General features: G+C 70.0%; 25 protein-coding genes. 18 read left to right on the top strand and 7 right to left on the bottom strand.

Annotated elements, in window-relative coordinates; all coding sequences use genetic code 11:
* Window position 1 precedes the first annotated feature (1 nt).
* The 3 genes from Q7X29_RS13370 (at window position 2) to Q7X29_RS13360 (ending at window position 1,642) form a co-directional block, all read left to right on the top strand.
* On the top strand, window positions 2-550 hold the full coding sequence (locus tag Q7X29_RS13370) for a nitroreductase family protein (RefSeq protein ID WP_308248639.1): 549 nt from the start codon (window positions 2-4) through the stop codon (window positions 548-550).
* A gap of 301 nt (window positions 551-851) precedes the next feature.
* A complete protein-coding gene (locus Q7X29_RS13365; protein ID WP_316574238.1) occupies window positions 852-1,142 on the top strand; it encodes a response regulator transcription factor in 291 nt (96 codons plus the stop codon).
* 164 nt (window positions 1,143-1,306) lie between these two features.
* A complete protein-coding gene (locus Q7X29_RS13360; RefSeq protein ID WP_316574237.1) occupies window positions 1,307-1,642 on the top strand; it encodes a hypothetical protein in 336 nt (111 codons plus the stop codon).
* Between the two features lie 206 nt (window positions 1,643-1,848).
* Here the strand turns inward: Q7X29_RS13360 and Q7X29_RS13355 are convergent, their stop codons facing one another.
* Complete coding sequence (locus Q7X29_RS13355) at window positions 1,849-2,958, bottom strand: cytochrome P450 (RefSeq protein WP_316574236.1); 1,110 nt, start codon at window positions 2,956-2,958, stop codon at window positions 1,849-1,851.
* Window positions 2,959-3,299: 341 nt separating this feature from the next.
* Window positions 3,300-3,446: a hypothetical protein gene (locus Q7X29_RS13350; protein ID WP_218721066.1), complete on the bottom strand. Its 147-nt coding sequence runs from the start codon at window positions 3,444-3,446 to the stop codon at window positions 3,300-3,302.
* Between the two features lie 165 nt (window positions 3,447-3,611).
* Here Q7X29_RS13350 and Q7X29_RS13345 point away from each other — a divergent pair, with 165 nt between their 5' ends.
* From Q7X29_RS13345 to Q7X29_RS13315, 7 genes are all read left to right on the top strand, one after another.
* Window positions 3,612-4,826 (top strand): MFS transporter, encoded by a 1,215-nt coding sequence (locus tag Q7X29_RS13345; protein ID WP_316574235.1) that lies wholly within the window; start codon window positions 3,612-3,614, stop codon window positions 4,824-4,826.
* Window positions 4,827-4,908: 82 nt separating this feature from the next.
* Window positions 4,909-5,259, top strand: coding sequence for a histone-like nucleoid-structuring protein Lsr2 (locus Q7X29_RS13340; RefSeq protein WP_316574234.1), 351 nt, complete (start codon window positions 4,909-4,911; stop codon window positions 5,257-5,259).
* Between the two features lie 101 nt (window positions 5,260-5,360).
* Window positions 5,361-5,876, top strand: a complete 516-nt coding sequence (locus Q7X29_RS13335) for a methylated-DNA--[protein]-cysteine S-methyltransferase (protein ID WP_316574233.1) — start codon at window positions 5,361-5,363, stop codon at window positions 5,874-5,876.
* Window positions 5,877-5,881: 5 nt separating this feature from the next.
* Window positions 5,882-6,373, top strand: coding sequence for an RNA polymerase sigma factor (locus Q7X29_RS13330; protein WP_374104910.1), 492 nt, complete (start codon window positions 5,882-5,884; stop codon window positions 6,371-6,373).
* On the top strand, window positions 6,370-6,984 hold the full coding sequence (locus Q7X29_RS13325; RefSeq protein ID WP_316574232.1) for a methylated-DNA--[protein]-cysteine S-methyltransferase: 615 nt from the start codon (window positions 6,370-6,372) through the stop codon (window positions 6,982-6,984). Before Q7X29_RS13330 ends, Q7X29_RS13325 begins: the two co-directional genes overlap by 4 nt.
* Window positions 6,981-7,712: a 2OG-Fe(II) oxygenase gene (locus tag Q7X29_RS13320; protein ID WP_316574231.1), complete on the top strand. Its 732-nt coding sequence runs from the start codon at window positions 6,981-6,983 to the stop codon at window positions 7,710-7,712. The genes Q7X29_RS13325 and Q7X29_RS13320 overlap by 4 nt, the downstream gene beginning before the upstream one ends.
* Window positions 7,709-7,975, top strand: coding sequence for an Ada metal-binding domain-containing protein (locus Q7X29_RS13315; RefSeq protein ID WP_316574230.1), 267 nt, complete (start codon window positions 7,709-7,711; stop codon window positions 7,973-7,975). The genes Q7X29_RS13320 and Q7X29_RS13315 overlap by 4 nt, the downstream gene beginning before the upstream one ends.
* 4 nt (window positions 7,976-7,979) lie before the next feature.
* Here the strand turns inward: Q7X29_RS13315 and Q7X29_RS13310 are convergent, their stop codons facing one another.
* Window positions 7,980-9,776 (bottom strand): hydroxysqualene dehydroxylase, encoded by a 1,797-nt coding sequence (locus Q7X29_RS13310; RefSeq protein WP_316574229.1) that lies wholly within the window; start codon window positions 9,774-9,776, stop codon window positions 7,980-7,982.
* A 101-nt stretch (window positions 9,777-9,877) separates the two neighbouring features.
* Between Q7X29_RS13310 and Q7X29_RS13305 the strand changes: the two genes are divergently transcribed.
* Window positions 9,878-10,558, top strand: a complete 681-nt coding sequence (locus Q7X29_RS13305; protein ID WP_308248637.1) for a TetR/AcrR family transcriptional regulator — start codon at window positions 9,878-9,880, stop codon at window positions 10,556-10,558.
* Window positions 10,559-10,573: 15 nt separating this feature from the next.
* Here the strand turns inward: Q7X29_RS13305 and Q7X29_RS13300 are convergent, their stop codons facing one another.
* A complete protein-coding gene (locus Q7X29_RS13300) occupies window positions 10,574-12,634 on the bottom strand; it encodes an AMP-binding protein (protein ID WP_316574228.1) in 2,061 nt (686 codons plus the stop codon).
* A 516-nt stretch (window positions 12,635-13,150) separates the two neighbouring features.
* On the opposite strand from Q7X29_RS13300, the gene Q7X29_RS13295 reads away from it, so the two are divergent.
* A complete protein-coding gene (locus Q7X29_RS13295; RefSeq protein ID WP_316574272.1) occupies window positions 13,151-14,773 on the top strand; it encodes an AMP-binding protein in 1,623 nt (540 codons plus the stop codon).
* A 191-nt stretch (window positions 14,774-14,964) separates the two neighbouring features.
* Window positions 14,965-15,675, top strand: a complete 711-nt coding sequence (locus Q7X29_RS13290; RefSeq protein WP_316574227.1) for a methyltransferase domain-containing protein — start codon at window positions 14,965-14,967, stop codon at window positions 15,673-15,675.
* A gap of 6 nt (window positions 15,676-15,681) precedes the next feature.
* Here Q7X29_RS13290 and Q7X29_RS13285 read toward each other — a convergent pair whose 3' ends face one another.
* Together Q7X29_RS13285 and Q7X29_RS13280 are read right to left on the bottom strand one after the other, a co-directional pair.
* Window positions 15,682-16,443 carry a glucose 1-dehydrogenase gene (locus Q7X29_RS13285; RefSeq protein ID WP_218721054.1) on the bottom strand — a complete coding sequence of 254 codons (762 nt, stop codon included), beginning with the start codon at window positions 16,441-16,443 and terminating at the stop codon, window positions 15,682-15,684.
* Entirely contained in the window at window positions 16,443-17,330 is an 888-nt protein-coding gene (locus Q7X29_RS13280; RefSeq protein ID WP_316574226.1) for an SDR family NAD(P)-dependent oxidoreductase, read from the bottom strand. Before Q7X29_RS13280 ends, Q7X29_RS13285 begins: the two co-directional genes overlap by 1 nt.
* A gap of 184 nt (window positions 17,331-17,514) precedes the next feature.
* Between Q7X29_RS13280 and Q7X29_RS13275 the strand changes: the two genes are divergently transcribed.
* From Q7X29_RS13275 to Q7X29_RS13265, 3 genes are all read left to right on the top strand, one after another.
* Window positions 17,515-17,775, top strand: coding sequence for a hypothetical protein (locus Q7X29_RS13275; RefSeq protein ID WP_316574225.1), 261 nt, complete (start codon window positions 17,515-17,517; stop codon window positions 17,773-17,775).
* 83 nt (window positions 17,776-17,858) lie between these two features.
* Window positions 17,859-18,554: an LmeA family phospholipid-binding protein gene (locus Q7X29_RS13270; protein ID WP_316574224.1), complete on the top strand. Its 696-nt coding sequence runs from the start codon at window positions 17,859-17,861 to the stop codon at window positions 18,552-18,554.
* A gap of 239 nt (window positions 18,555-18,793) precedes the next feature.
* Window positions 18,794-19,780, top strand: coding sequence for an Acg family FMN-binding oxidoreductase (locus Q7X29_RS13265; protein WP_316574223.1), 987 nt, complete (start codon window positions 18,794-18,796; stop codon window positions 19,778-19,780).
* Between the two features lie 9 nt (window positions 19,781-19,789).
* Here Q7X29_RS13265 and Q7X29_RS13260 read toward each other — a convergent pair whose 3' ends face one another.
* Window positions 19,790-20,185, bottom strand: coding sequence for a RidA family protein (locus tag Q7X29_RS13260; protein WP_316574271.1), 396 nt, complete (start codon window positions 20,183-20,185; stop codon window positions 19,790-19,792).
* Between the two features lie 133 nt (window positions 20,186-20,318).
* Here Q7X29_RS13260 and Q7X29_RS13255 point away from each other — a divergent pair, with 133 nt between their 5' ends.
* On the top strand, window positions 20,319-21,317 hold the full coding sequence (locus Q7X29_RS13255) for a helix-turn-helix transcriptional regulator (protein WP_316574222.1): 999 nt from the start codon (window positions 20,319-20,321) through the stop codon (window positions 21,315-21,317).
* 140 nt (window positions 21,318-21,457) lie between these two features.
* Window positions 21,458-22,843 carry a DUF1254 domain-containing protein gene (locus Q7X29_RS13250; RefSeq protein WP_316574221.1) on the top strand — a complete coding sequence of 462 codons (1,386 nt, stop codon included), beginning with the start codon at window positions 21,458-21,460 and terminating at the stop codon, window positions 22,841-22,843.
* Window positions 22,844-22,845: the final 2 nt, after the last annotated feature.

Below are 22,845 nucleotides of genomic sequence, written 5' to 3'. Positions count from 1 at the left end.
CGTGTCTTCCGAACAGCCCCGCCCCACCCGCTTGCATCCCCTGCTGGCCGACCGCTACAGCCCGCGCGCGTTCGATCCGGCGGGAACCGTCGACGACGAGAGCCTCGAATTGCTGCTCGAGGCGGCGCGGTGGGCGCCCTCGGCGGGCAACTCGCAACCGTGGAGCTTCTATCCGGCTCGGCCGGGCGAGGTCGAGCACAAGCGGATCGCCCGGTATCTGGCGCCGAGTTCGGCGCGCTGGGCGTCCGCCGCGGGACTGCTGATCGTCACCCTGACCCGGCGATTCGTCGACGACACCGATCTGCCCTACTCGGAATTCGCCGACTACGACCTGGGGCAGGCCGTCGCCCACCTCACCGTGCAGGCCCAAGCGCTCGGGCTGGCCTGTCACCAGTTCCGCGCCTTCGACCGTGACGCGATCACGGCCGAGCTCGCCCCGAACCCGGGCTGGGTCGTGATGTCGATGATCGCGGTCGGTCGCGCCGCCGACACCGCGAGCGGACGCACCCGACACGACATCGCCCAGCTGCGCGCGGCACCCTGGCAGTGAGTCGGCGCCGCCAACGCTCCGCCTTGTCGCGATCCCGCTGGGCCGCTGGTCCCGCAGACCTTTCCGAGCTCCCCGGGTCCAGCGGTCGGCGCGGGGCAGGCGAACGACGAGTGCGATCGAGCCGGTCCGGGGGCCGCCACAGTCCGCGCCCGGCCGCCTGGCCAGGATGGCCGGACTCGTCCGCGCGACCGCCCACGCGGACGAGTCCGGGTGATCGAAGTCGTCAACCGGCCTGCAGGCGTCTTCGACGCGCTGCAGGCCGGTGCCGGCGCCGCGGGTCACCCGCCGCCTCCTCGGGCAGTTGACCGCGCAGCGCCGGCTGCCGCGCCCGCGGATCGGCTGTCGGTGCTCACCCGACCGTGAACGCGAGGTTCTCGCCCTGGTCGGCCGGGGCATGAGCAACGACGAGATCAGGGCGGCGATGTTCCTCAGTCCCGCCACCGCCCGCACCCACGTCGGTCGCGCGATGACGAAACTCGGTGCCCGGGACCGCGCCCAGCTCGTGCTCGCCGACCAGACCGGACTGACGACCCCGACGGGAAATCGGCGCTTTCGGCCGGTCGCTAAGGTGAGTCGGTACAGCGGATTCTGATCTCCGGGATCTCAGGGGCGGGGAAAACGACATTGGCGGGCGTGGTTGCCGAGCGGCTCGGGATACCCCGGCGGGAACTGGATGCGTTGCATCACGGGCCGGGGTAAGTGAAGCGGCCGGAGTTCGAGGTAGAGGTCGAGGGGTTCACCGCGGGTCCGCGGTGGGTGACCGAAGACCAGTATCGCCGATGGCTGGGCGATCTGCTGTGGACGAGGGCCGATACCGTTGTGTGGCTGGACCTTCCGAAGCGGACGGTGATGCGGCGAGTCCTGTGGCGTTCGTTCACGCGCGCGATCACCGGGCAGGAATTGTGGAACGGTAATCGCGAATCGTTCCGCAACTGGCCGGCTCGGGACCACCCCATTCGGTGGGCGTGGGACCAGTACGAGGCCCGGCGACTGCGCACCGAGGAACTGATCGCCCGCTTCCCCGAGGTGACCGTGGTGCACCTGGCATCGGCCGCCGATGCACGACGCTGGGTCCGCGGCCTGGGGTCGTGATGACGGAAACGTTCTCGACCCGTGCTGCGCGGTCTCCCGAGGCCCTGCTCGGCGATCGTGACAGCGTGAAGACCGCTCTCCCCTCGAGCCGCCTCCGCGCACACGACTCCCACCGACCTGCCGAGTGGTCGGTCGGTGGGGCTGTTCGCCCTCAAGGCGCTGCGTTTCGGCGCGGCGGCGCGGGACTGACGCGGCAGCGGCACCGATCAGCTCCGGACGCGGTCGAACTGGAGGTGCAGTTCGCGGGGCGCGCCGACGCTGATGCCTACCGAGCGAGCGATCTGGGTGCCGGGGGCGAGGCGGAAACCGGTGAGGCGGTCCAGGAGGCGGGTGATGCCGATGTCGAGTTGCATGCGGGCGAAGTGGCGGCCGACGCAGCGATGGATGCCGATGCCGAAGGCCAAGTGCGGGTTGTGGTTACGGTCGAAGTCGAGCTGTTCGGGATTGTCGAAGCGGACGGTGTCACGGTTGGCGGAGCGCCAGTGCACCGCGATCCGATCGCCCTTCACCAGGGGGACGCCGAGCAGGTCGTTGTCCTCGGTCACTACTCTGCCCATGACGCTCACGGTCGAGGTGTAGCGCAGGATTTCGTCGAGATCGCGTGTCGCCCAGTCGGGTTCGCGCAGTCGCGCTTCCAGGCCGGGCACTTCGGTGAGATATTCGGCGATATAGGCCAGGGCGCCGCGGGTGGTGTCCAGACCGCCCAGCAGGAGCACGGTGACGACTCCGAGCCGTTCTTCCATGGTGAGTGGACGGCCACCCTCGACCGTGGCATCGACGATGGATTGCAGCAGGTCATCGCGGGGTGCCGCGGCCCGCTCCGCCATGAGTTCGGCGGCCAATCCCGCGACAGCGGCGAAACTCTCGGGTGTGTTCTGCACCGAGACCTGGGTGACGGCATCGACCGCGCGGGCCAGCCGCTCCTCGTTGTCGTCGTCGAGCACGATCTTGGCCAGTGCGCCCGCGGTGAACGGGATGGCGAACTCGCTCACGAATTCGACCTGCCCGCGATCGGCGAATCGGTCGATGAGTTCGTCGGCAAGCTGCCGCAGCACGGGTTCGTACCGGCGCAGTGCGGGCTTGGCGAACGGGCCGTTCAGAAACGCCCGGAAGTCGTGGTGCAGTGGCGGATCCACGTCGATGGGCGGCAGCGCGACCGGGACCGTCGTCAGTCCGGGCATGGCCGAACTGAAGATCTTGGGATGCGCGGCCACCGTGACCAGATCCTCGTACCGCGTCACCACATGCATGCCACCGCCGAATCCGGTGTGCACGACCGGACAGTGCTCGCGCGCCCACGCCAGCTCCTCGTCCAACCTGGCACAGTGCCCCTCGTCGAACCAGTCGAGATGATCGAAAAACCCTTGGCGACTGACGTTCACGGCCAACCCTTCCCACCCCGAAGCAGCAACCCCACCGATGGTCCGCCCGCACCGTCACCGCGTCAACCCTCGGGTGCGCCGGTCAGAGCGCCTGGGAGTGGAAGACGCGCTCGATCAGGCCCCGCGACGGTCGATCCAACGGTTTTCCGCCCGTATCGAAGCCGGGAACGGGGTTGCGCTGAATCCACCGATGAGTTCGCTGTTCCCGTCGGCCGCGGTGGCCCAGACCTCGGTGTCGGCAGGCCGCCAGAGGACTACCCCGTCGGGATAGTGGGTCAGTTCGGCCAGCATCGCGTCGGGCCACGGAAGACCCGGACGACCTTGCCCTCCGCGGGAAACCCGTAGGCCATCCCCTCCGGCTCGACCATGACGACGAACCGATGACTGTCGGGCCGAGCCGACATCGCGAGCTGGAACTCCATCCACCGATCATGCCGCGGTCGAGGCGAGCCGGGGGCAATCACGGGGGGCCGCTCGACTCGCGGCGCGTGGATCGGTGAAAGCTTGGCCGCGATAGGAGCTTTAGGGTCGCTGACCCTGGACAGAGTGGTCGCCCCCGAGACTGGGAGCATGCTGGGTGGGCCGCGATGAGCACCGGAGTCGATGTCGACGCGCGAACCGGGGCCGGGCCGCGGAATCTGACCGTCGCCCACCTGCTCGTCCTCACCATCGGCACCTTCACCCTGGGGGTGGACGGTTACGTGCTGGCGGGGCTGATCCCGGAGGTCGCCGCCGATCTGCACGTCTCGATCAGCACGGCGGGACAGCTGACCGCGCTGTTCGCGGTCGTGTACGCGGTGGGGTCGCCGGTGATCGCCGCGCTGACGGGTAGCTGGGATCGCCGAGTGCTGCTGGCGGGTGGAATGGTGGTGTTCGTCGCCGGGCTGGTGGTGCAGGCCGCGGGACCGAATTTCGCGACGGTGGCCGCCGGACGCGTGGTCGCGGCATTGGGGGCGGCCGCATATCAGGCGAACGCCTTCAGCACCGCGGGTCTGCTGAGTGACGACGCGCATCGCGCCCGGTCGCTGGCCATCGTCTCCGGCGGTGGTTCGCTCGCGCTGGTGGCGGGGCTCCCCTTCGGGATCCTGCTAGGCCAGGCCTGGGGGTGGCGGACCGCCGTGTGGATCCTGATGGTGCCCGCGGTGATCGCCCTGTGCGCGGTGGCGTTGCTTCCGGCCGCGCACGCGCCGAGACTGTCGCTGCGCGATCGGCTGCGGGTGCTGACCGATGCGCGGGTGCGGGCAATCCTGCTCGGCACCGTGACGGTGATCGTGCCCGCGTTCCTGCTCATCGCCTACCTGCCCGCGGTGCTGGAGGTCTCCGGCACGCTGGTCGTGGCGGCGATGCTGGCCTTCGGCGGCGGGCAGGTCGTCGGCACCACCGTCGTAGCGCGACTCATCCGCCTGCGCGGTGCGCCGTCCACGCTGGTGCTCGGCGCGAGCGGGATGGCCGCCTGCGCGGTCCTGCTGGCCGTCGGCCGCACGAGCACGCTCGGCGCGGTCGTCGCGATGACCGGGCTCGGCGTCGCCGTGGGCATCGCGATCGTGCCGCAGCAGCACCGCTTGTTCGCCCTGGTCCCGGCGATCGCGCCGATCGCGATGGGCCTCAACGGGTCCGCGGTCTACCTCGCCGTCGCGCTCGGGACCGGCCTCGGTGGCGGCGCGCTGGCCCTGGTCGGGGCGAGCGCGCTGGCTCCCACCGCGGCCGTTCTCGGTCTGCTCGCTGTCACCGTCGGCCTCGCGGTCCGCCCCGAAGGACAAGAGTCGGCCGGAAACACTCGTGGTGTTCGGAGAGCGAAATGACCGGAATTGTGGGGCGACCGAGGCGCTTGTCGGGCTCGCATTACGATCACTGAGGACACAGCCCCTCACGAACAGGATCCTCATGGCGCGCAAAGTCGTTGTCACCCTCGTCGATGATTTCGACGGCGCCTCCGCCGCCGATGAGACCGTCTCGTTCGGCATCGACGGCGCGAGCTACGAGATCGACCTGTCCGAGACGAACGCGGCCAAGCTCCGCGATCTGTTCGATCAGTGGATCCCGGCGGCCCGCCGCACCGGGCGCGTCAAGACGAGCGGTCGCCGGTCCGAGGTGAGCGGTACGGCCGCCGCGCCCGCGCGACGCAACGACCTGACCGCGATCAGGACCTGGGCCAGCAACAACGGCCACACGGTCTCGGCGCGCGGCCGGATCGCCGCCGACATCATCGCCGCGTACGAAGAGGCGAACGCCTAGAACACACCGCGGCCCGAAGGCCCCACCGGTTCCGATCGACAGTCGGATCTCACGTTTTCCCGATGCGCAACGTCTTCACGGTGTCAGCGAAAGGAAAGCAGATGAATACTCGACACCTCGTTGTCGATGCCGGTGTCCTCGGGCCGATCACCCTCGTCGCGTCCGGCGCCGCCGTGACGGGCTTGTACTTCCGTCACCACGTGCGCGGGCCCGCGGCCGAGACCTTCGGGCGCGCGGTAGCCGGGACCGAGGACGAACTCCTGTCCGAGGCGGCCGCGCAGGTGCTGGACTATCTCGCGGGTCGCCGTCGGAACTTCGAACTGCCCCTGCACGCGACCGGTGACGAGTTCCGACAGGACGTGTGGCGGATCGTGGCCGAGATCCCCTTCGGCGAGCGCACCAGTTACGGCCGGATCGCCGAGCGGCTCGGCGATCGCCGGCTCGCCCAGGCGGTCGGCAAGGCCGTGGGCGCCAATCCGCTGTGCCTGTTCGTGCCCTGCCACCGGGTCGTCGGCGCGGACGGGTCGCTGACCGGCTACGCGGGCGGCCTCGCGCGCAAACGAGCTCTGCTCGACCTCGAGGAACCGGCCGCGGTCGGCGCCGGTCGCCTGTTCTGACCGGGGTGCCCGTGAAGCAGCCTTTCGAGCAGGTCGTCACCCGGCACGGGCCCACCGTGCTGCGGGTGTGCCGGGTCGTCCTCGGCGTCCACGATGCCGAAGACGCCTGGTCGGAGACGTTCCTGGCCGCGATGCGCGCCTACCCGGACCTGCCCGAGGACGCGAATGTCGAAGCGTGGCTGGTGCGCATCGCCCATCGCAAGGCGATCGATGTGGTGCGCGCGGCCACCCGCCACCCACTGCCCGTGGACCGGCTACCCGACGCGCCGAGCCCCGTCGTCGACCCCGAGGACACCGAGCTGTGGACCGCGGTGGGCGGATTGCCCACCAAACAGCGCCAGGCGATCGCCTACCGCTATGTCGCGGGGTTGTCCTACGCCGAAATCGCCGAGGTCCTCGGCGGCAGTGTCGATGCCGCCCGGCGAGCCGCGGCCGACGCGGTGAAGACCTTGCGCAAGACCTACCCGGGCGCGAACCCGGAAGGAGCACCATCATGAGCGATACCCGTCGCGATGACGACATCGTCGCCGCACTGTCGGCGCCCGTGGACGCCGACGTGCTGTCGCGCCTGCATCGGCGGCTCGAACAGCGGGCCGACGCCGCCGGCCTCGTCGACGTCGCCTACACCACCATCGACTCCCCCGTCGGCGAGCTACTGCTGGCCGCGACCCCGCGCGGCCTGGTGCGGGTGGCCTATGCCGGCGAGGACCACGACCGGGTCCTCGAGGTGCTGGCACAGAAACTGAGCCCGCGCATCCTGCGGGCCCCCCGCCGGCTCGACGACGCCGCGCGCGAACTCGGCGAATACTTCGACCGCCGCCGCCGGGTCTTCGATCTGCCCCTGGATCTGTCGTTGTCGCACGGCTTCCGGCAGCTGGTGCAGCGCCATCTGCCCGAGATCGAGTACGGCCACACCCGCAGCTACCGCGAGGTCGCCGAACTCGTCGGCAACCCGAAGGCCGTGCGCGCGGTCGGTACGGCGTGCGCGACCAACCCCCTGCCCGTGGTCGTGCCCTGCCATCGGGTGCTGCGGGCCGACGGCAGCCTCGGCGGCTACATCGGTGGCGCACAAGCCAAGACGACACTGCTCGAACTGGAGGCCGCGTGACCGCCGCGAGCCGACGCACCGATCGGTGGCGCGAGCGCGTGGACGCCGGCGATTGGACGGCGATCACGGCCGAGCTCGACGAGTTCGGCGGCGCGCTGCTGCCCGAGCTGCTCACCGCCGGCGAGACCGCGCGGATCCGAAACCTCTACCCCCACGACGAGCTGTTCCGCAGCACCGTCGACATGGGCCGGCATCGTTTCGGGCAGGGGCAGTACCGGTATCTGCGCGCGCCCTACCCGGAGCCCGTCGAACGCCTCAAACAGGCGCTGTACCCACACCTGCTGCCGATCGCGCGGGACTGGTGGGCCCGGCTCGGCAGGTCCGCGCCGTGGCCGGACACCCTCGACGAGTGGCTGACGATGTGTCACGCGGCGGGACAGCACAAATCCACGGCGATCCTGTTGCGCTACCAGACGGGCGACTGGAATGCCCTGCACCGGGATCTTTACGGCGACTTGGTCTTTCCGTTGCAGGTCGTCATCAACCTGAACGAACCCGGCGTCGATCACACCGGCGGGGAGTTCCTGCTGCTCGAGCAGCGGCCCCGCGCCCAATCCCGGGGTACCGCAACGCTGTTGCCGCGTGGACACGGCTACGTGTTCACCACCCGCGATCGTCCCGTCCGCTCCGCGCGCGGCTGGTCGGCCGCCCCGGTCCGGCACGGAGTGTCGGTTGTCCGTTCCGGACATCGGACGACCTTGGCGCTGGTCTTCCACGACGCGGCATGAGCACCCCGCTGCCGTACGTGCTGCTCGACCGCGACGGCCGCCCCTTTCGGTCCGCGAGCGCGGGCCGCTGGGGTGGCCATCGGCGGTCGAAGATCTACGGCCGCTTGGACTGCCCGTCGGCGCGGCGGGCGATCGCGCGCGGCGGTTACGTCTGCCACCGGGTGTTCTTCGCCGACGAGACCACCGCCGTCGCCGCGGGCTACCGACCGTGTGCGGTGTGCTGTCCCGACCGCTACCGGGCGTGGCGCAACGCCCGGCGTTGACCGATCACCCGAGATCGAACAGGTTGGGCTGCCCCGCGCGGAAGCGGGCGGCATCGGCCAGGCGCAACGGTTCGAACGCCGGAATCGACTCCCGGGTGAACAACCGCGCGGGCGTGGCCGCCGAGCCCGCCGCGGCGAGCAGCGCGTTGGCGGCGCTGCGGCCCGCTTCGTTCGCGCCCTCCATGGTGGCCAGGTCGAAGTTGGTCTGCACGTAGTCGGCGGCCAGGAACAGGTTGGGGACGCGGGTCCGCGCGGTCGGCCGGTTGTCCCAGGAGCCGATCGTGTTCACCAGCAGCGGTTCGTCATTGGTGTTCTCGCTGCCGGTCCACACGATGCCGGGATCGATCATCCATGCGCGGACGATGCCGTCGGGCAACTGGATCCGGCCGTCGTCGTTGAGCGCGGCGGTCAACTGGGCCCAGGTCTCCTGGTAGATCTCCTCGTGGGTGCAGTATTTCGCGGGTTTGCCGAACAGGATGCCCGGGGTGTCCCAGTCGGCGATGTCGATGGTGAGGCCGTCGGCGACGGCGCCGTCACCGTAGACGGCGGGATAGTCGACGTCCCAGAACGCGCGCTGGGTGTAGGAGGTCAGCCGCCACGGCGCGTCGAGGTAGATGTTGTAGCCCTTGCCGAGGTCGAGTTGCTCGCTGACGAACATCTGCATGCCGTTCATCCAGTCCAGGTTCAGCGCGTCCATCCGGCCCAGCGCCGGATCCAGTTCCCGCAGTTCGGGTGTCCAGAGCGCGCGGGCCCGGTCGGTCGGCACGGCACACACGTACCAGTCGGCCTCGATCCGCGTCGACCCGCCGTGCGCACCGCGGATCCGGGCACCACCGATCCGGCCGTCCGCGACCACGAGTTCCTCGAGCGCTTCCCCCGGCCGGAACCGCACCCCCATGTCTTCGAGCAGCGCGATCCACGGATCCAGCCAGGCCTGGTTGGTCGGCCCGTTGAGCACCTCGTAGACCTTCGGCCCGCCGGTGAGCTCGCGCATCAGCGCGATGAAGAACCCCTCCATCATGTTGCCCATGGTGCGGGTGCTGGCCACGTACTCTTTGGCGGCGACCAGCGCCCGCGTCAGGCCGGTCGCGGCGAGCGCCTGGAACTGCGCGGACCTGGTGCCCGCGCCGATGAAATCCCACCAGCTGACGTACTCCCACTGCCCGAAGCGACGTTCCTCGCTCGACGTCAGGTAGGTGACCACCCGCCCCGCCATGTGGATGGCCTCGGGCAGCGGGACGAGATCGTTCTTCATGAACACCTCGGTCAGAATCCGTTGCAGTCCCCTCGGTGTGAGCGCTTCGGCCGGATCGAAGTAGAAGCCGAACATCAGCGGGAAGCCGTCGGGCAGGTTGCCCGAACGCGGGTAGCGCGGATCGGTGACCGAGAACGGAATCAGGTTGTCGTAGACGGTCTTGCGCGTTCCCGGTACCGGGATGCGGCGCATGGTGTCGTGGACGTGGTGATAGAACGAGGTGAACCCACGCGCGCCGTGTTCGCCCGGCAGGGCCGCCCGGCCCCCGGCTCCGGTGCCCGCCATCGGGATCGTGCGCGACTTTCCGCCGAGTTCCTTGCGGTCGTAGACCGTCACCGCGAAGCCGCGTTCGGCCAGTTCGTGCGCCGCGGTCAAGCCCCCGATCCCCGCGCCGAAGATCGCGACGGTGGTGCCCGCCGGACCGTTGCGCCTGCGTGGACTCGCCTGCGCGGTACCGGCCGCCAGCCCCGCGCTCGCGGCCGCCGCGGCGGCTCCGCGCAGCACCGCACGACGGCTGACCAGGTGGTTCTGATGTCGAGCTGCCATTGATCGACCCCGTTCTCAATCTGACGATCGCGATCGTCACATGCTGACACAGAGTCGGCGCGCATGGGAGACAATGCCGACATGACGATCACGGTGACGCGGTGAGCACCCCGGCCCGGCCGGGCCGCACCTACGGTGGCATGGGCGCCCAGGAGCGGGCCGCCGCCCGACGCGAGAAGCTGCTCGCCGCCGGGCTCACGCTGTTCGGCACCCACGGCTACGCCGCGACCGGCGTGAAGGACCTGTGCCGCGAGGCCGGGCTCACCGACCGCTACTTCTACGAATCCTTCAGCGGCACCAGGGATTTGTTCGCCGCGGTCTTCGACCGTGTCATCGACGAGCTGTACCGCGCGGTGTCGGCGGCCGTCGCCGCGACCCCCGCGCGGGGCACCGACAAGCTGCGCGCCGGCATCGGCACCTATCTCACCGCCCTGGATCGCGATCCACGCACACTCCGGGTCGTCTTCGTCGAACCGGCGGGGGCGGGCGCCGAAGACCGTATGCGCGAGGCACTGTGGCGTTTCGCCCGGCTGGTCGCGGCGACCGGCACGAGTGCCCGGCCCGAGGAGCACCCGGCCGCCGAGGTGATGGACATTTTCGCGCTCTCGGTGGTCGGCACGCTGGAGCGGGTCATCGTCGAGAAGCACAGCGGACGGCTGGAGGTTCCGATCGCGGACCTGATCGACTACTGCGCCGCCTTCGCCGCGACGTCCCTGCGGGCGATCTACAGCGGCCGGATCGCCGTGCCCGGCACCGCGGGCGGTGAGGATCGGCCGCGCTGAGAGCTCGCCCCGGACTCAGCCCGCCAGTCCCTCCGGATCGACCAGCAGCCGCTTGAGTACCTTGCCGGTCTCCCCTCGCGGCAGCGAGTTGAGGAAGGTGACATCGCGCGGCACGGAGAAGCGGCTGAGCCGGTTGCGCACGTAGGTGCGCACCATGTCCGAATCGAGGCCGGAGCCCTCGTGTTTGACCAGGAACGCGGCCAACCGCTGCCCGAACTCACGATCCGGCACACCCACCACCGCGACATCGCTGACCTGCGGCAGGTACGACAGTGCCTCCTCGACCGGGCGCGGGAAGACGTTCTCGCCGCCGGAGATGATCATCTCGTCGTCGCGCCCGGCCACGAACAGCCTGCCTTCGGCGTCGAGATAGCCCAGGTCACCGGTGTCGAGCATGCCGTCGGACTCCTCCGGCGGGGTATCGCTGACATAGCCGTCGAACAGCATGTGGTTGCCGACGAAGATCCGCCCGATCATGCCGATCGGTACCGGCGCGCGATCGGGGTCGAGAACGGCGATGCGGGTGCCCAGCGGCGGCCGACCGGCCGTGGTGGGTGCGGCCCGCAGGTCCTCGGGGCCTGCCACACTGGCCCAGGAGACCTCGGTCGAGCCGTAGAGGTTGTACAGGACGTCGCCGTAGTCGGTCAGAAAGCGGTCCACCGTGATCGCCGCCAGCGGCGCGCCACAGCTGATCACGTGCCGCAGGCTGCTCAGGTCGTAGCGGGCGCGGACCGCCTCGGGCAGGTCGACCATGCGCTGCACCATGGTCGGCACCGCGATCAGCGTCTGGACCCGGTGTTCGGCGATGCGGCGCAGACATTCCTCGGCGTCGAAGCCCTGGGTCAGCACCACGGTCGCGCGGACGGCGGTGCTCAGTTGCAGCGCGGACAGTCCCCACGTATGGAACAGCGGCGCGGGGATCATCATCGTGCTGCCCACGTGGATCGGAATCCGCGACAGCAACGCGACGAGGGTGTCGAAGCCCTTCGCGTGCGGACGGCGCGCTCCCTTGGGGGTGCCGCTGGTGCCCGAGGTGAGCACGATCTGCCTGCCGGGCACCGTCGGCACCGGAAACTTGGTGCGGCGCAGAGCGATCAGGTCCTCGATGGAGGTCCGGCCCGGGTGCGCGGGTACGTCGTCGGTGACGAAGCGGGGCAGATCGCGGTGCAGGTACTGCACGAGATGGGCCAAGCCGGTGTCGACGAACAGTGCCGAGAGACGGTGCCGCTGCACGATCTCCTCGATGCGCCGTCCGGACAACCCGGCATTGAGCAGCGCCACGTCGACACCGAGCTTCCCGGCGGCGACCATGGTTTCGACCATGCCGCAATGGTTTCCGGCCAGCAGGCCGACCGCGTCGCCCGCGCGCAGGCCGACCTCGTACATCGCGCCCGCCAGCGCGGTCGTGCGCTTGTCGGTCTCGGCGAAGGTCACGGTGCTGACGTCGTCGAGCAGCGCGAGCTGGTCGGGGCTGTGCGCGGCGCCCGCGGCGTAGCCGCCCGCCAGATTGAATCCCCACCGGTACAGCGACCGCAGTTGCCGGGCCGAGGTCAGCGGCGGGGCGACCAGGCCAGAGTTCACCCACCACCGCGCGATTTCGGTGGTGCGCCGGATCGGGGCCCGGTCGCCGTTGGCCACCACCGAGGTCCGCGCCCCGCGCACCAGGTCGGCCGCCCGGCGCAGACCGTCTTTGACCCAACCGATGACGGTGGCATTGGTCGCGCCTTTCAGCGCCGGATGCAGGCGGGGTGCGGCGAACACGGTCACGCTCACCGAGGTGCGGTCCTCGGCGCCGGTGAGCCGTACCATGGCGAAGCTGCCGGTCTCCGGATTGTGCAGTTCGAAGCTCTCGTACCAGCGGCCGATCGTCAGGGCCAGGCCGACGGTCCGGACGCCGAGGGCCGCGTCGCCGATCCTGACCTGCCAGACGGTGCCGCCGTCGGGGTGCAGAATCCGCTCGCACCCACCGATTCCGGTCCACAGGCGCGGATAGCTCTGCGGCTCCAGCAGCACATCCCACAGCGGCCGACGCGGGACGGCGAAGTCCACGACCACATCGACGACGTCACTCGGCATTTCTTCGCGCTTTCGCCGGCCCGGCCACACTGCCGGGAAGTGCCTCGTCGCCGCGGCCCCCGTGCCACGGCGGTGCCCGGTCGGCAGGCACTGCACCAGAACCCATCGTGGCGCGCCCGCTCGTGGGCGAATGGAAGATCTACGGATTCTTGCGACCCTACGAAACCAGACCGGTCGCGTTGGTGACAGTGACCAAACTTTCGTGGGCCGCGCGAGCGATTCCGGTCACCGTGGTGTGCGGGCCTCGATGAGATAGCGGGCGAGCCTAGCCCACGCCCGACTTCGGCCCATGCCATCCAGCGGGACAGCCGGGGTGGAAAGCGGCGGCGACCCGGCATGCTGCTGACAGTCTGGTCGACAGTCCCCGCCAGTGGAGGTGCCGAGATGGATGCGAACGATACCGAGCCGCCGCCGGGTGAGCTCGCCGCCGGACTCGCCGATCCGGCGTTGCTCGAGGTGGAGCTGTCGGAGGATCAGACGGAACAGCCGAGCCCGCACCGCGCGGATATCGCGACCATGCTGCTCGACCGGCTCGGCGATCAGCGTCTCGGCCTGCGCACCCGCGACGCCGACTGGACCTGGGACGCGGTCGTCCGCGAGTCGGCCGCCCGTGCCGAACTGGCCCGCGCCCTGCGCCGCGCGGGTCCGTTCCACCTCGGCGTGCTGCTCGACAACGTGCCCGATTTCGTCTTCTGGCTGGGCGCGGCGGCCCTGGCGGGCGCCACCGTCGCCGGGCTCAATCCGACCCGCGGCAATGCACAGCTGGCCGAGGACATCCGGTACGTCGACTGTCAGCTGATCGTCACCGACGCGGCGGGGATGACCCGACTGCGGCAGCTCGATCACGGCCTCACCGAGGACCGGTTCCTGCTGGTCGACAGCCCGGACTACGCCGACCGCGTCACTGCCCACCGGGTCGAGCCCACGGCGCTGGGCGGGCCGACGGATCTGCTGCTGCTGTTGTTCACCTCCGGCACCACCGGGACCTCGAAGGCGGTGCGGTGCACCCAGCGCCGTCTCGCGGTGGTCGGGTACGCGGCGGCGGCGAAGTTCGGGCATGTCCGTGACGACGTGGACTACTGCTGCATGCCGCTGTTCCACGGCAATGCCATCATGGCGCTGTGGGCGCCCGCGCTGACGGTCGGCGCGACGGTCTGCCTGACCCCGAAATTCTCGGCGTCGCAGTTCCTTCCGGATGTGCGGTACTTCGGCGCGACCTTCTTCACCTATGTCGGCAAGGCGCTGGGCTACCTGCTCGCGACACCCGAAACCGCGCTGGACGCCGACAATGCGCTGGTTCGCGGTTTCGGGACCGAGGCGTCGGTGGCCGACCAGCGCGAGTTCCGGCGCCGCTTCCGCGCGGAACTGCACGAGGGCTACGGCTCCAGCGAGGGACCGAGCCTGGCGGCGCTGGATCCGGCCGCACCGCCGGCCGCGCTCGGCAGACCCGCGCGTCCCGGTGTCGCGGTGGTAGACCCGGACACGCTGCGCGAGTGCGCGCGGGCCGAGCTCGACGAGTACGGCCGGGTCCGCAATCCCGACGAGGCCATCGGGGAGATGATCGACAAGGCGGGCGCGCTCGTCTTCGAGGGCTACTACAAGAACGAGGCCGCCGACGCCGACCGGATCCGCAACGGCTGGTACTGGACCGGCGATCTCGGCTACATCGACACCGACGGATTCCTGTACTTCGCGGGCCGCAAGGGTGATTGGCTGCGGGTCGACGGCGAGAACACCTCGACGCTGCTGATCGAACAGGTGCTGCGCCGCCACCCCGCCGTCATCGCCGCCGCGGTGTTCGGGGTGCCCGATCCGCGCTCCGGCGATCAGGTCATGGCCGCGGTCGAAGTCGCCGATCCGGACCACTTCGATCTCGACGAGTTCACCGCGTTCCTCTGCGCTCAGGACGATCTCGGGTCCAAGGGCATGCCGCGATTCGTGCGGGTCTCGGCGAATCTGCCGGTGACCGGATCGAACAAGGTCCTCAAGCGCGAACTCCAGGAGCAGGCCTGGCGCACCGACGAACCGGTCCACCGGTGGGCGGGCCGCGGCCTGCCGCGCTACCACCACATGACCGAAGCCGACAGAGCGGAACTGGCAGCCGAGTTCGCCGCCCACGGCAGGCAACGCCTGCTGTGAACGGGCGCCGAAAACCGCTGGCGTGCTGTGCTTCAATGGGCTGGTGACGATGACAGCGCAGGAGTGGTGGCCGCGATAGCGGCCGTCATCGACTGTGCGTGCGGCCGCCCTCCGAGCGGCCGCATCCCGTCCTCGCGTCGGACCCGCGCTCCGCGCCGGTCGGCGGCCCCGACGAGAACGGGGTACCGGCCATGACTTCCGACGACACCAGCGATCAGCCGTTCGGCGGCTTCCTGATCAGCTCTCGCTCGCTGAGCGAATATCGGTCGATGTTCGCCCTCACCGAGGCCGACCTGCGCCGCCGCCTCCTGGACTGTCCGGGCGGCGCGGCCGGGTTCACCGCCGCGGTCCGCGGGCTCGGCGGGGACGTGACGGCCTGCGATCTGGCCTACGAAGACGACGGCACGACCGCGGTCGCCGCCACCGCGGTCAGCGAGGCCGTGCGCGGCAACGACTACGTCCGCGCGCATCCGGAGCAGTTCCGGTGGACGTTCTTCGCCGACCCGGCCGAGCACCTGACAGTCCGGCAGCGCGCGGCGGAGTTGTTCGGCGCGCACAGCCGGGCCGAACCGGACCGTTACGTGGCGGGCCGGCTGCCCGATCTGCCCTTCGGCGACAACGCCTTCGACCTCGTGCTCAGCTCGCACCTGCTGTTCAGCTACGCCGCCGACCTGGACTACGAGTTCCACCTCGCCGCGATCGGCGAACTTCTCCGGGTGGGCGCCGAGGCACGGATCTTCCCGCTGCTCCCGATCGCGACCGAACAGCGCTACCGCGATCTCGACCGGCTCCGCGCGGATCTGCGCGAGCGCGGGGTCCGGACACGGATCGTCGACGTCGGATACGAATTCCAGGCGGGCGCCGATCAGATGCTGGTGTGCCGCCGCGCTGTTCGACGCTGAGTGCGGCTAGCCGTCGACGCGGACGACCGGCGGGCCCGCGGTCCAGCCGCCGTCGACGGCCAGCTCGGCGCCGGTCGTGTACGACGCGGCGTCGCTGAGCAGGTAGGTGACGGCACCGGCCAGTTCCTCGGGACGGCCCACCCGGCCCAGCGGGGCGTTCGGGAAACCGCCGTCCGCGAGGCCGATGCCGGTCGGCGCGGTCATCGGGGTGAGCACCATGCCGGGGTGGACCGAGTTCACCCGGATCCGGTCGCTCGCGAGTTCGATCGCGGCCACCTTGGTCAGCCCGCGCACGCCCCACTTGGCCGCGCCGTAGGCGCCCGTATGCGCCAGGCCGACGAGTCCGGCGGCCGAGGAGATGTTGACGATCGAGCCGCCACCGGCCGCCCGCAGTGCGGGCACCACCGCGTGGATGCCCATGTTGACCGAGACCAGGTTCACCTGGATCACCCGCTGGAAGGTCTCCAACGGCTCGTCGACCAGCGGAACGCCCGAGGCGGTCACTCCGGCGTTGTTGACCAGCCCGGTCAGCGCGCCGAACGCCTCCACCGCGGTATCGACCGCATGCTGCCACGAGGCCGGGTCGGTGACGTCGAGGTGCACGAAGCGGGCGCGCTCCCCCAGGTCCGCCGCGACGGCGGCACCGTCGGCGTCCAGCAGGTCACCGATCACGACGCTGCCGCCCGCGGCGACGATTCCGTGCGCGAAGGCGGCGCCCAGACCGCGCGCACCACCGGTGACCAGCACTACCTTGCCCGAAAGATCCATCACTGTTCCTTTTCTTCTCGAATGCCGAAGACCGCGCCGCCGCCGAAGGCCGCGCGATGCGAGACCGGTTGTCCACCGTCGATGTCGGTGATGCCGTAGTCGAGCGCCGCCTCGGCCGTGATCACCGTGGCGCCGCTGCGGTCGCCGATCGACGGATCGGTGGCCAGTGCCAGCACGACCCGCCCGACGAATTCGGGCGTCTCCGCGCCGGCGATCGGGAAACCCTCGATGTCCTCGACGCCGAGGGCCAGCACCTGCTCGGTGCGCACGATGCCGGGCCACAGCGACAGGGTGCTCACGCCGGTGCCGCGCAGTTCCACCGCCATATCGGCGGCCATCTTGTCCAGGCCCGCCTTCGACATCCCGTACAGCACCGAATGCAGGTAGCCGCGGGTGCCGAACGAGGAGATATTGGCGATGACGCCGCTACCGCGCGCGACCATGAGTCGTGCCGCTTCGACCGCGGCGACGTAGTGCGCGCGCAGGCCGACGCCGATCAGCGAATCCCAGTCGCCGACCGGTCGACGCCAGAACGGATCGCTGAAACCGGCGAAACCGTCGGGATTGGCCCAGACATTGTTGACCAGCAGATCGAGGCCGTCCTGTTCGCCGGCGATGCGGGCGAAGACGGCGGCGATCTGCGCATCGTCGCGGTGATCGCAGCGCACGGCGATGCCGGTGCCGCCACGGGCACTCACCTCGGCGGCGGCCACCTCCAGCGGACCGCCGTCACCGGCGCTGCCCCGGCCGGTCAGGTAGACGGTCCAGCCCGCGGCGCCGAGCGCCAGCGCGATGCCTTTGCCGACGCCGCGGCTGGCACCGGTCACCAGGGCGACTCCGGGCACGACTGTGCTCGCCACGCCGTCGGAGTGCGATGTTGCTGTCATGTCGCTCACCGTAGGACCGGGCCCGCGCACCTGCCTGCGGCCCTTCCCGCTCATCGGGAACGGCGTCCGGTCCGGTTGCCTGGGGTTTCCTGCGCGCGGCCGGTGGGTAAGAAGACTCCGATACCCGCTCGCGAGACGGCGGCGGGACGCGGGTTTTCGCGATGGACACAACTGGAGACACACAGTGTTAGGTTTGCTCGGCGGCCAGCGCCGCAAGAACACGATCGAGAGTTGCCCCGGCGCCGCCACCTCGGCCGGACTGCTGACTACAGGCGATGTCGTCCTCACTCCGCGCCGCAGCTTCCGGGTGATCAGCACCAGCTTCGTCGGTGGCGCCCATCACGCCGGACGGGTGATCGCCGACACGATCGACTTGGTCAACGGTCGGCTCCGGGTGATCGAATTCCCCAGTACCGACACCGTGGTGACCGTCCGAGCCAGCTAGCGGTTCCCCCTTTTCGGCGTCCCCCTGCCCGCACTCGGGCCCGATCCACAGCATGATGGTGGGATGGCCGAGAGGGTGAGCGTATGCGCGCGTTGCTGATACTGATCGTCGTCCTGGGGATCGGACTGGTCGTCGGCGACCGGGTCGCAGTCGTGTTGGCGCAGAACGAGATCGGCCGCGCGATCGCCGCCGAGTACGACCTCGCCCAGTCACCCGAAGTCGAGATCAGGGGTGTTCCGTTCTTGACCCAGGCCATCGACGGCACCTACCGCGACATCGACATCCGCGTCGGCGACTGGCGCGGCCAGGACCTGTCCGTCCACGATCTCGATGTCGCCCTCGCCGACGTCTCCGCCCCGCTGGCCGACGTGCTCGGCAACCGCACCTCGAACCTCGTCGCCGCCACGGCGACCGCGACGGCCGTGGTCCCCTACGACGTCGTCCAGGGCTTCGCTCCCGCGGGTGTGGAGTCGATCTCCCACAGCCCCGAGGGACTGCGTGTCACCGGCACCTTCCCGGTCGCGGGCTTGTCGGTGCCCGCGACGGTCTTCGTCACCGTCGCGCCCACCGACAGTGGCATCGAAGTCACCCCGGTCTCGGTCCGCTCCACCCTCGGCGGCCCCACCGTCCCCCTCTCCCTGTTGCGCAGCACCCTCACCTTCGTCGTCCCCCTCCAGCAACTCCCCCTCGGCGCCCGCCTCACCGCCATCCAGCCCGCCGCCGACGGCCTCCACGCCACCGCCGTTGCCCACGATGTCCACTTCGCCGACCTCCCCTGATCAATTCGACGGCGAGACGTCCGACACAGGGCATCCATTGTTTTCGTTACGGAACCGATAACCCCGGTGACGATCTCCCCGGTCAGCTCGATAGGTGGCCGAGCGAGCGCGGAGCAATTTCAGGGTATTTGAAACGTTATGGGTTCGCTTATTCGGTGGGGTCGACTTATGGTCGATTACGGCGTCTGGACGAGCGAATGACAAACGCGTGCCGCAATCCCGTCAGGAGGGATCGTGAAATGACACCGTTGATATTCGATGTGGATACGATGACCGCCGCCCTGGAGCTCGCGGTGAAGGCGCCGTCGGTGCACAACACCCAGCCCTGGCGCTGGCAGGTCGGCGACGGGCGGATCGACCTGTTCAGCGATTCCGACCGGCAGTTGCCGGTGGAAGACCCCGACGGGCATGCCATGGTCGTCAGTTGTGGCGCGGCCCTCCATCATTTGCGCGTCGCGCTCGCCGTCACCGGGTGGTCGGCGAGTCCCGAATTCCTACCCGACCCGGATGATCCGACCCATCTGGCACGGGTGACCGTGTCGCCGCGGCCGCCCGCCGATTCCGATATTCAGCTCGCCGCCGCGATTCTGCTGCGGAAATCCGAACGTCGCCGATTCGCGCCGCTACCGATCCCGGCGGGCGCCTTGCGCGCGTTGTCCTCCTCGGTTGTCGAATTCGGGGCGGTCGCCCGGAATATCCCCGAACAGATGCTCCCCCTGCTGGCCGAGCCGATGCGAGCCGCGGCGGCACGGCACCGCACCGACGCGGCCTATCTCCGCGAACTCGCGTCCTGGAGCGGGCACACCGGTCACGACGACGGCGTGCCCTCGCACACGACGGTGCTGCCGCGGCGGACCGACGCCATCCCGCTGCGCGCCTTCCGCGACCCCGGCATCGACGACCCCGGCGAGGGCCCCGACCATGCCGGCTGGGTCGTGATCTGCACCGCGACCGACGACCGCCGGGCCCAGCTCCGAGCGGGCAAGGCGACCAGTGCCCTGCTGCTGGGCGCCACCAGCATGGGCCTGTCGACTTGCATCCAATCCGAGCCGCTGGGCATCCCCGAACTCCGTGACACCATCCGCCGCACCCTGTTGCACGACTGCGCGCACCCCCAGGTCGTGGTCCGGGTCGGCCGGATGCACCACACCGCGCCCCCGGTCTCCCCGAGCCCGCGCCGTCCGCTCGCGGAGGTGCTGGAACACCCGTCCCGCCGCGTCGCCTGACGCGAGCGCTCAGTCCACGGCGGTTCCCTCGAGTTCGACCAGCTGGCCGGGAATCGCCAGGCGGGTCACGCCGAGCATCGTGGTGGCCGGTGCCACCGCGGCCGCGCCCAGCCGGGCCGCCAGCACGCCGTAGTGCTGCAACAGCACGTCGACATCGGTCGTGTAGACGTTGAGGCGGATCAGATTCGCCAGTGACATGCCCGCCTCGGCGAGCACGGCCGCCAGATTGTCGAGGCTCAGCGCCAGCTGCGCGGCCATATCGCCGTCGTGCCGCGGCGTGCCGTCGCCGCTCATCGCCGTCTGCCCGGAGCAGTACAGGGTCCGGGTGTGCCCGGCGACGAGTTCGCCCTGGTTGAATCCCATAGCCACCGACCAAGTCACCGGGTTGACCGCAGTTCGTTCCAGTACCACTTCAGCTCCATTCGATTCGTCGAAGTACCGGCGCCCTCGGTCCGATGACCGATGTCCGTGCCGCCGTGGTGGTAACCCTCGCAAGCAATCACGACATCCTGTGTCGTGTATTCGGTAGGGTTTTCGGGTGCGCGCAGACCGGTTGGTGTCGCTGGTGTTGTTGCTGCGCCAGCGCGGTCGCCTGACCGCGACCGAGCTCGCCGACGAGCTCGAGGTGTCCACCCGCACCGTGCTGCGCGATATCGAGGCGCTGTCGTCCGCGGGCGTCCCGGTCTACGCCGAACGCGGGAGACACGGCGGTTTCGCCCTGCTTCCCGGCTTCCGGACCGAGCTCATCGGGCTGAACCACGAGGAGGCGCTGGCCCTGCTCGTCGCCGGATCACGGCGCGGCACACAGGCTTTCGGTCTCGGCTCGGCGCTGGCCTCGGCCATGCTCAAAGTTGTCGACGCACTGCCGGACACCTACCGTGATACCGCCGCCGAGGTGGCCGAGCGCCTGCTCATCGATCCGGAGACCGATCTGCTGTCGCGTCGGCTGGTCGACGACGAGGTCCCCGGCGACATCTCGGCCGAGGTCCGCCGCGCGGTGTTCGCCGGCCACAAGCTGCGCATCCACTACGCGGCGGTCGACCGGGCGCCGACCTGGCGGACGGTGGACCCGATCGGCATCGTGATCGTGCGTGACCAGGCCTATCTCCTGGCCACCAGGTCCGGCGCGGACCGCACCTACCGGCTCTCGCGGGTGCTCGCGGCCCAGGAGTTGCCCGAACCGGCACAGCGACCGGACCGGGTCGATCTGGACCGGGCCTGGCAGGAACGCAGCACCCGGTTCCGCACCGGCGGTGACCAGATCGCCGTGCTGGTCCGGGTACACGCGGCGCGCAGAGAGGAACTGGTGCGCACCGCGCTGGCCGTCCGTTCCGAAGAGCCCGACGGCGACGGGCTGCGGCTGGAGGTGACCTTCCAGGACTCGCGGCACGCCGAATGGGCGCTGTGGCAGCTCGGCACCGACGCGGAGGCGCTGGCCCCGTTGTCGTTACGTGCTTCGCTACGTGAGCGCGCCACCGCCATCGCCGCCCGATACGGCGCGACAACGGCTCGGCAACCGGCCGGCGGGCCGGAGTGACCGCGCGAATCGGCCGACAGGCGAGGCGAGCCCAGCGGCACCGGAGCGCGTGGTTCATCCGTTTCGGGTGAAGCGTGCTGGTGCGCGCCTGCCTAACGTCGGCGACGAGGGGCCGATGCTGTCGACGAAAGAGGTCGGGCATGACTGCACCGCAGTACATTCGTGGCGGCTATCCCAGCCCGGACGCTGTCCGCCGCGCCTACGACGAACTGGACTACCACCGGGCGCTGGCGATGTATCGGTTCTTCTTCCCCACCGTCTCGCTGGAGGCCACGTGGCGCGAGTATCTCGCGGCGGGGGCGGTGCCGAACCGGGTGATGGCGCTGCTGGTCGGCACCCCGGATCAGTTCGCCTTCACCGCCGATTCCGATACGCCGTACGCCGGACTCACCATCGACCTGTCGGACGGACCGATGGTCGTCGACGTGCCGCCGGGCACGCTCATGGGCACCGCGAACGACCTCAACCAGCGGTGGGTACTCGATCTGGGGCTGCCCGGACCGGCGGGCGCCGAGGGCGGCAGACATCTGCTGCTGCCGCCCGGCTACGACGGGCCGATACCGGACGGCTGTTTCACCGGCACCGCGACGACCAACCGGGTGCTCGTGCTCGTGCGCGCACTGCCGCACGGCACCGAGGTCGACCCCGCGATCGAGCTCGTGAAGCAGGTGCGGGTATACCCGCTGGATGCCGACGCCGAGTCGAATCCCCTGGAGTGGGTGGATCTTTCGGAGCAGAAGGGGCTGGACTTCTCGCCGGTGCGGTGGGAGGAGACCCTCGACTACTGGCGAGTCCTGCACGAGATCCTGAACTCCGAGCCGCCCAATCCCGACTTTCACTACCAGTACGGCGAACTCGCGGCGCTCGGCATTCTGCGCGGCGCCCCGTTCGCCCCCGACCGGCGGATGACGGCCATCCTCACCGACGCGGCCCGCCGGGGTCATCTGCACCTGTGCGTGCAATCGTTCGCCGATCGTCGACCGGACAAGCAGGTGTGGCCCGACAGCCGGTGGGAATGGGCTGTCCTGCGCCCGGCGAACGGCACGTTCGACGCCGCGGGCTACACCGACCTGTACGCGCGCGGGAAGTGGTTCTACCAGGCCCAGATCGTGTCACCGGCGATGCTCGCGCGCAGTCCCGGCGCCGGCTCGCTGTACTGGCTCGGCCTGCGCGACTCCGCGGGGGCCTACCTCGAGGGCGCGGGCTACTACAGTCTCACCGTCGCGCAACCGGTTCCGGCGACACTGTCCTGGTCGATCACCGCCTACGACGCGCGCACGCGCAGCCAACTGCGGAGCCCGCAGAACCGGCCCGTGCTGCGCTCCCTGTACGAACTCGCCGATGTAGACACGACCGCGCCCCTGACCCTGTACTTCGGGCCGACCCCGCCACCGAACACGCCCACCGATCGCTGGATCCAAACCGTGCCGGGCACAGGCTGGTTCACCTACTTCCGCATCTACGGCCCCGACGGGCCGGCCTTCGACGGCAGCTGGCAACTGCCGGACTTCCGGCGTCACGGCTGAGC

Origin of the sequence: Nocardia canadensis (assembly GCF_032656385.1) — a bacterium.
GTDB classification, from domain to species: Bacteria; Actinomycetota; Actinomycetes; order Mycobacteriales; family Mycobacteriaceae; genus Nocardia; species Nocardia canadensis.
Note: the sequence above shows the minus strand (reverse complement) of the source record. Positions and strands in the feature narration are given on the sequence as shown.

Bases quoted from the DNA above. Each gene is read 5' to 3' on its own strand.
- Q7X29_RS13350 (WP_218721066.1), bottom strand. From the start codon at position 3,446: ATGGAGTTCCAGCTCGCGATGTCGGCTCGGCCCGACAGTCATCGGTTC.
- Q7X29_RS13345 (WP_316574235.1), top strand. From the start codon at position 3,612: ATGAGCACCGGAGTCGATGTCGACGCGCGAACCGGGGCCGGGCCGCGG.
- Q7X29_RS13340 (WP_316574234.1), top strand. From the start codon at position 4,909: ATGGCGCGCAAAGTCGTTGTCACCCTCGTCGATGATTTCGACGGCGCC.
- Q7X29_RS13335 (WP_316574233.1), top strand. From the start codon at position 5,361: ATGAATACTCGACACCTCGTTGTCGATGCCGGTGTCCTCGGGCCGATC.
- Q7X29_RS13325 (WP_316574232.1), top strand. From the start codon at position 6,370: ATGAGCGATACCCGTCGCGATGACGACATCGTCGCCGCACTGTCGGCG.
- Q7X29_RS13315 (WP_316574230.1), top strand. From the start codon at position 7,709: ATGAGCACCCCGCTGCCGTACGTGCTGCTCGACCGCGACGGCCGCCCC.
- Q7X29_RS13310 (WP_316574229.1), bottom strand. From the start codon at position 9,776: ATGGCAGCTCGACATCAGAACCACCTGGTCAGCCGTCGTGCGGTGCTG.
- Q7X29_RS13300 (WP_316574228.1), bottom strand. From the start codon at position 12,634: ATGCCGAGTGACGTCGTCGATGTGGTCGTGGACTTCGCCGTCCCGCGT.
- Q7X29_RS13295 (WP_316574272.1), top strand. From the start codon at position 13,151: ATGCTGCTCGACCGGCTCGGCGATCAGCGTCTCGGCCTGCGCACCCGC.
- Q7X29_RS13290 (WP_316574227.1), top strand. From the start codon at position 14,965: ATGACTTCCGACGACACCAGCGATCAGCCGTTCGGCGGCTTCCTGATC.
- Q7X29_RS13285 (WP_218721054.1), bottom strand. From the start codon at position 16,443: ATGGATCTTTCGGGCAAGGTAGTGCTGGTCACCGGTGGTGCGCGCGGT.
- Q7X29_RS13280 (WP_316574226.1), bottom strand. From the start codon at position 17,330: ATGACAGCAACATCGCACTCCGACGGCGTGGCGAGCACAGTCGTGCCC.
- Q7X29_RS13270 (WP_316574224.1), top strand. From the start codon at position 17,859: ATGCGCGCGTTGCTGATACTGATCGTCGTCCTGGGGATCGGACTGGTC.
- Q7X29_RS13265 (WP_316574223.1), top strand. From the start codon at position 18,794: ATGACACCGTTGATATTCGATGTGGATACGATGACCGCCGCCCTGGAG.
- Q7X29_RS13250 (WP_316574221.1), top strand. From the start codon at position 21,458: ATGACTGCACCGCAGTACATTCGTGGCGGCTATCCCAGCCCGGACGCT.